Annotated in this window: 4 protein-coding genes; 1 reads left to right on the forward strand and 3 read right to left on the reverse strand. The window is 42.0% G+C overall.

Annotated features, from left to right (window positions below):
- Positions 1–263 precede the first annotated feature (263 nt).
- Positions 264–2,666, forward strand: a complete 2,403-nt coding sequence (locus RG47T_RS10655; RefSeq protein ID WP_074489446.1) for a phosphoketolase family protein — start codon at positions 264–266, stop codon at positions 2,664–2,666.
- Positions 2,667–2,740: 74 nt separating this feature from the next.
- Here the strand turns inward: RG47T_RS10655 and RG47T_RS10660 are convergent, their stop codons facing one another.
- The 3 genes from RG47T_RS10660 to RG47T_RS10670 all read right to left on the reverse strand — a co-directional run.
- Positions 2,741–4,936: a bifunctional alpha,alpha-trehalose-phosphate synthase (UDP-forming)/trehalose-phosphatase gene (locus tag RG47T_RS10660; RefSeq protein ID WP_074493331.1), complete on the reverse strand. Its 2,196-nt coding sequence runs from the start codon at positions 4,934–4,936 to the stop codon at positions 2,741–2,743.
- A 136-nt stretch (positions 4,937–5,072) separates the two neighbouring features.
- Positions 5,073–5,576, reverse strand: a complete 504-nt coding sequence (locus RG47T_RS10665) for a hypothetical protein (protein ID WP_074489448.1) — start codon at positions 5,574–5,576, stop codon at positions 5,073–5,075.
- Between the two features lie 425 nt (positions 5,577–6,001).
- A partial coding sequence (locus RG47T_RS10670; RefSeq protein ID WP_216351044.1) for a chloride channel protein occupies positions 6,002–7,314 on the reverse strand: 1,313 nt, incomplete at its 5' end.

The following is a 7,314-nucleotide window of genomic DNA, read 5'->3' on the forward strand; positions in this document are numbered from 1 at the left end:
CAATCAAAAAATAGTCAACCTATTTCAGGACTACTCAGGCTCATCCCTTTTATATGCCTAATCACAGAGAAAAACGAGTGGTTAGATAAGTAAATCCTTAAATTTCTTACTTAACAGATTTATTTATTTATCTGTAAATCAAGACATAACCAAACAAATATCTAGTGTAAATTGATTGCAAGCTTAGTTTTATTTAACTAATACTTAGTTAACAGTAAGCCCAATCATTTACCGTAAATTACCATAATTAAATACTCATCACCATGCAAATAGTATCTACCGATATGGAAACAGGAACATTAACACCGGAGCTACTCCAAAAAATGAATGCTTATTGGCGGGCCGCCAATTATCTTTCGGTCGGCCAGCTTTATTTGCGCAACAACCCGCTGCTTAAAGAACCCTTAAAGCTGGATGATATTAAGAATATGCTGCTCGGCCACTGGGGAACCACGCCCGGCCAAAACTTCATTTATACCCACCTAAACCGGGTTATTAAGAAATACGATCTGAATATGATCTATGTCTCGGGGCCTGGGCATGGTGGGCCGGCCGTAGTAGCGGGTACTTATTTAGAGGGCACCTATACCGAGGTTTATCCCAACATCACCCAGGACGAAGAAGGGTTGAAGAAACTTTTTACCCAGTTTTCCTATCCAGGTGGCATCTCCAGTCATGCATCACCTCAAACACCTGGTTCTATCCACGAGGGTGGAGAATTAGGTTATTCGTTAAGCCACTCTTTTGGCGCAGTACTGGATAATCCTGATTTGATTGTAGCCTGCGTAGTTGGTGATGGCGAGGCAGAAACCGGCCCGCTGGCCACTGCCTGGCACTCCAATAAATTTATTAACCCGGTTAGCGATGGCGTTGTATTGCCTATCCTGCATTTAAACGGTTACAAGATCTCTAATCCAACAGTTTTAGCACGGATCTCCCACGAAGAACTGGAACAGCTTTTCGAGGGATATGGCTATACGCCGTACTTTGTAGAAGGTGCTGACCCGGAACTGATGCATGAAGCCATGGCAACGGTATTAGATAAGGCCATAGAACATATTAAGCAGATTAAGCAAGATGCTGCCAGACAAGATAGCCCCGAGCGCCCCCGCTGGCCAATGATTGTTTTACGATCACCCAAGGGCTGGACCGGCCCTAAAGTAATTGACGGGCACAAGATTGAAGGTAACTTCCGGTCGCACCAAGTGCCGCTTTCGGTTTCGGCCACTACCCCACCCGCGCATTTACAAATGCTGGAAGACTGGCTAAAAAGCTACAAACCCGAAGAACTTTTTGACGAAAAAGGGAAACTAATACCAGAACTCGCCAAACTTGCCCCCGAAGGCGAAAGGCGTATGGGAGCTAATCCGCATACCAACGGTGGGCAATTGTTAAGAGACTTGCACATGCCCGATTTTCGCAAATATGCCGTGGAGGTTACCAGCCCTGGTATAGACGGAGAAGGCGATACATACGTATCTGGCAAGTTTTTAAGGGATGTGCTCAAATACAACGAGCATAAACGCAATTTCAGAATCTTTGGCCCTGATGAAACCGTATCAAACCGGCTGGATGCTATTTTTGAAACCACCAACCGCCAATGGGAAGCCCCTATTATTGAAAGCGATGAATTTCTTTCCTCATCAGGTGGTGTAATGGAGATGCTGAGCGAACACCAATGCGAAGGCTGGCTGGAAGGCTATTTGCTTACCGGCAGGCACGGCTTGTTTAATTGCTACGAAGCATTTATACACATTGTAGATTCGATGTTTAACCAGCATGCCAAATGGCTGAAAGCTACATTGGAACTACCCTGGCGACGAAAAATAGCTTCATTAAATATCCTGCTCACATCTACCGTATGGCGACAGGATCATAATGGCTTTACCCATCAGGATCCGGGCTTTATGGATCATGTGGTAAATAAAAAGGCCACCATTGTACGGGTATATCTGCCACCCGATGCTAACTGCCTGCTATCGGTAATGGACCATTGCCTGCGCAGTTATCATTATGTAAATGTTATTGCCGCCGGTAAACACCCTGCCCCACAATGGCTCAATATGGACCAGGCCATAGCGCATTGTACCCGAGGCATAGGCATCTGGAATTTTGCCAGTAACGACCAGGATTGCGAACCCGATGTGGTAATGGCCTGCTGTGGCGATGTGCCCACGCTGGAAATTTTGGCAGCTGTTTCAATATTACGCGAGCATTTACCCGAATTAAAGATTAGGGTAGTAAACGTGGTTGATTTGTTTAAGCTGCAAAAAAGCAGCGAACATACACACGGCCTAACAGACCGGGATTATGATGCTTTATTTACTACCAATAAACCGGTGGTATTTGCATTTCACGGTTACCCGTGGCTGGTGCACCGCTTAACTTATAACCGCAGCAACAACTTTAACCTGCATGTAAGGGGTTATAAAGAAGAAGGCACTATTACCACCTCTTTCGACATGACCGTACTAAACGAGATGGATCGTTTTCATCTGGTTATAGATGCGATTGACCGCTTGCCGCAAACCGGCAGCAAAGGCGTTTATCTTAAACAGTTACTACAGGATAAACTGATCCAACATAAACATTACATTAGTGCCAATGGCAAGGACATGCCGGAGATCTTAAACTGGAAGTGGAATACAGAAGGTTTTAATAATTAAATATTAATTACACAGAAACGCCTAAACTATAGCTTATTATTCGGCTATAATTTAGGCGTTTGTTTATATATCAATTAACTGTTTACCTCTGTACTTTCTGTAAGTGAGCGCAATAGTCCGCGCACTTCGGCTGGGTTGCGCATGTAGAATTTGGCCGCCGAAAGGTTGCTTCCCACTTTAATGGTTATAGCACTGTCGGGCAGGCTTTTAAATATATCTTCGTCGGTGTAGTCGTCACCAAAGGCAATTATAAAATCATAATCCTTTTTCTCAGACAGAGTTAAGGCGGCTTTACCCTTGTTGATTTCCATATTTTTTACTTCTACAACTTTGTTACCGGGTAGTAATTGTAAGCCTTTATCGCTGGCCAGATATTTTAAGGTATTAGTTAACTCATTGGCACGCAACTCACCAAGTCCGTTTTGCGCTTTGCGATAATGCCACACAAGCGAATAAGTTTTTTCTTCTATAAAAGCACCAGGAGTACGGTCAACATAAGTATCTAATATCGGGAAAATGTCCTGTTTCCAGTTGTTAGACATCCCTCCCAGTTTGTGCCACTCGGTATTTTGTTGCTTAAACCAGGCACCATGCTCGGCTACCAGGTATATCGGCAAATGCCCAAACCACTCTTCCAGGTTTTCGTGCTTACGGCCACTAATTAGTACCACATCATTGTCCGGGTCAGATGTTAGCAAATCTAATACCTCATATAAGTCAGCATCGGGTTTGGCCTGGTCAACATTGGGTTTAAAGTCAACCAACGTACCGTCATAATCTAAAAAGATAATGCGCTTATGTGTTTTAGCAAAACGGTTAATGATAGACTGGCGCGTGCCGTTGCTTACATGCCGGGTTTGCATAGAACGCTGCATTTGTTTAACCTCGTTCAACCGGTCCATAAAGATCTTAACCCAGTGGCCGATATTAAACTTCGATACATTTTGGCGCATTAAGATCATGCGGCGGCTTTGCTCGGCCCTGGGCATATTAATGGCGCGTACAATGGCACGGCTTACTTCCTGTATATTATTTGGGTTTACAATTACCGCATCAATTAATTCTTTAGATGATCCTGCCATCTCACTTAATATTAATACGCCATCATTATGTACCCTACTGGCTACGTACTCTTTGCTTACCAGGTTCATACCATCCCGCATAGGTGTAATCAGGCAAACATCGGCGCTGCTATATAAGGCAGAAAGTGTTTCTATTGGCAACGATTTATAAAAATATTGTATCGGGCTCCACTCCAATGTGCGGTATCGACCATTAATATTACCTACCTTTTTATCAATATTATCGCGCAATTCTTTGTATTGCGGCACCTGATCGCGCGATGGAACCACGATCATGTAAAGGGTGATTTTGGTAACCAGTTCGGGGTGATTCTCTAATAATATTTCAAGAGCTTGCAGGCGTTGTAAAATACCTTTGCTGTAATCTAACCTGTCGATTGACAGGATAAGCTTTTGGCCTCTGAATGTTTCTTTAATTAGTTCGGCCTCGGTTTTAACGTTCTCTTGTTGAGAAAGATCACCATACTTCTTATCATCAATACCCATCGGGAATGACTCTACAACCACCACCCGCTCGCCCAGCGTTATTACGTTGGCAGATACCTGCACCGGCAGTAAGCGCGATACTGCGCTTAAAAAGTGGCGTACATCATCAAACGTATGATAGCCGATCAGATCGGCACCGAGGATGCCTTCCAGCAATTCAGAACGCCAGGGTATCAGCCTGAACATCTCGTCTGAAGGGAATGGGATATGTTGGAAAAAGCCTATGGATACATCCGGCCGGGCATCACGGATAAGTTTTGGTAAAAGCAGCAGTTGGTAATCGTGTACCCAAATCGTATCACCAGGATTGGCAACTTCTAAAACGGCATCACAAAACTTCTGATTAACAAGCTGATAACTTTCCCAGTTAGCCTGGCTGTAATGTGCATATGTTGAAACATAGTAGTGAAAAACGGGCCATAATACTTCGTTAGAAAAACCTTCATAATATTTATTGATCTCGCTTTGTGTTAAAAATACAGGCAATAAACTAAGCTCTTTAAGGTCTTCTGTTACCATATGCTGATCGCGCTTGTCGGTAATCTCAATGCCCGGCCAGCCTATCCATAAATTATCGTCTTGTTTGTAAATTGATCCTAAACCCGTTGCCAAACCACCTTCGCTTGGCGATAGTTGGTAAGCGTCATCTTGTTTTGTAACTTTTACAGGTAACCGGTTGGATACTATGATTGTCTTTGGCATATCGGCAGGTAAATGTTGAATAAGTGTAACACACTTATGCCCTTTTTGTTGGCAAAAAAGGCATTTACTACCGTTATAAAACAAAAAAAGCGATACACCCGAAGGCATATCGCTTTTAAATATATTACTGGAAAAATTATTTGATTTGTTTGTAGAAGTAAACGTTAGCCTGAGGAGTTACTCTCACTAAAATTTCTTCTTTATCACTTTTAAGATCAACAAAGTAAGCTAATGGATCATTATCACCTACTAAACGATCTAATGAACTTGCTGCAGTATCGTTGCTTTGAAATTTAATTACTTCACCAATTTCGTAACCTTTATATTTTTCGTTGATTTCTTTTTTAGCTGAAGCAGGTAATTTTTTGAAAGCAATGTTTTCTGTGCTACCGATATACTGGCCACGGTTGTCATAAAAAGCAGTCATTTTAACATCGTCAACTACGAAGTCAGCTTTCTGACCGTTTGAAGTTGATGACCAGCTAACGTTTTCAGCATTTTGGAACTGAACATCGAATTGATTCAGTACCTGGTAAGATACGTTGCTTGTATTTTTAGCAGCAGTTTTAGTGCCTTCGTTTGCAAATGCGGCCGTGCCTAAGGTTGCAGCAATAGCTACGGTTAAAATCAATTTTTTCATTGTCTTGTTTTTTAAATCCGTAACAAATGTACACATGAAATATGTATTTCATAAATATATTTTGATTTTTATGATAAATTTATAATTAAAGTGATTTTGTTTACAAAATTGCAAAAACAAGAACAATACTTAGTTTGATTTTTACAATATGATAATGTTTTTTCCAGACACTTAGTGTATATTTTACAATAAGTAACACAAGTTACCATAGTGTAACTAATACAATAAGTAAAAAGGAACTAAAATAGGCTTAAAAAGAAAATGAATTAACCTTATATACTAAACTAAGAATTAGTATTGGTGCAGCATAAAATATGAAAAAATGAATTTCCTAGCAAACATTTTTCCATTACGCACTAAACCACAAGGTTATTTAACGAAGTAAAGGCACAAACATTTTGCCTATACTTCGTTAAAAGAATTTTTTATTGCTGATGAAACAAATCAGATTGTTTATGCTGCTTAACCATCGCATCGCGGTATTGATTTAGCAAAGCAGATTTCGAGATAAAGCCAACGAACCTATCGTCACGCATTACGGGCAAACGCCAGGCATCTACCGTATCAAACAGTTGCATTACATCTTGTGCAGATTGATCATAATCAACAATAGCAGGCGGCATCACCATAATATCGGCAATGGTGGCATCAGCAGGCAGAGATGGGTTGTAAAGCACCTTTCGCACCTCATCCAGCCATAATACCCCCTGCAACTCGTGCTCCGGGCTCAGTACGGCAAATACATTAATATTGGTATCTGCCAGCACCTTAAACAATTCGCTGATTGGCTGCTCTTTGGTAAGGGTAAGATAATCCCTGCTAATGAGTTTGCTTAACTCAATAGAGTTCAGCATTTCATCATCCTGGCCGGGATATACATTTTTCTCATGTATCAATCCTTGCCAGTACATATTATGCGGATTAGATAAGCGCGAAATGATGTAGGAAATAGCAGACACGATCATCAACGGAATAAACAGCACATAACCACCCGTTATCTCCGCTATCAAAAATATGGCTGTAAGAGGTGCATGTAAAACTCCGCTTAATGCACCGGCCATGCCTACTGCAATAAAGTTGCTGGTATTCAAGTGCACCAGACCTGTTTGGTTAACTACATAAGCCACAAACAGACCAAGGAAAGCCCCTGTAAACATAGTGGGTGCAAATGTACCGCCATTACCGCCCGAGCCCAGGGTAATGCCTGCTGCAACTATCTTCATAAAAACAAGTGCAGCAATAAAGCCCGCCATTACCCAGCGGTGCTCCATATAACTACCAAACAGCGATTCTTCTTTTAATACGTTGATATTACCGTTTAAAGCTTCTTGCAGGTAATGATACCCTTCGCCCAATAAGGGAGGAAAAATAAGGATAATGAGCCCCAGTATTAAGCCACCCAATGCAGCCCGTACGTAACGGTTTTGTTTTTTAAAAATTCCCTTCTCCAGGTGCTCGGCTACTTTACCTATATAAATAGCAACCCAGCCGCAAAGTAAGCCTAAGAGGATATAAAAGGGCAAAGCAGTCATCACCCAACCTTCGGTAACCAAGTGAAACAGTTGGCGCGAGTATAATACCTTGGCAACCACTACACCTGTTGCCGATGCTATTAATAAAGGAATAAAGGTTGAAATGCTGATCTCGCCCAGTAAGATCTCCAGCGAAAACAATACCCCGGCTATGGGGCTGTTAAACACCGCCGCAATACCGGCCGAAGCCCCTGCCGCCATTAATA

Source organism: Mucilaginibacter polytrichastri (genome assembly GCF_001911425.1).
GTDB classification, from domain to species: Bacteria; Bacteroidota; Bacteroidia; order Sphingobacteriales; family Sphingobacteriaceae; genus Mucilaginibacter; species Mucilaginibacter polytrichastri.

What these genes read in the sequence shown, in the direction of transcription:
- RG47T_RS10665 (WP_074489448.1), bottom strand. Translation starts at nt 5,576, where the DNA reads ATGAAAAAATTGATTTTAACCGTAGCTATTGCTGCAACCTTAGGCACG.
- RG47T_RS10660 (WP_074493331.1), bottom strand. Translation starts at nt 4,936, where the DNA reads ATGCCAAAGACAATCATAGTATCCAACCGGTTACCTGTAAAAGTTACA.
- RG47T_RS10655 (WP_074489446.1), top strand. Translation starts at nt 264, where the DNA reads ATGCAAATAGTATCTACCGATATGGAAACAGGAACATTAACACCGGAG.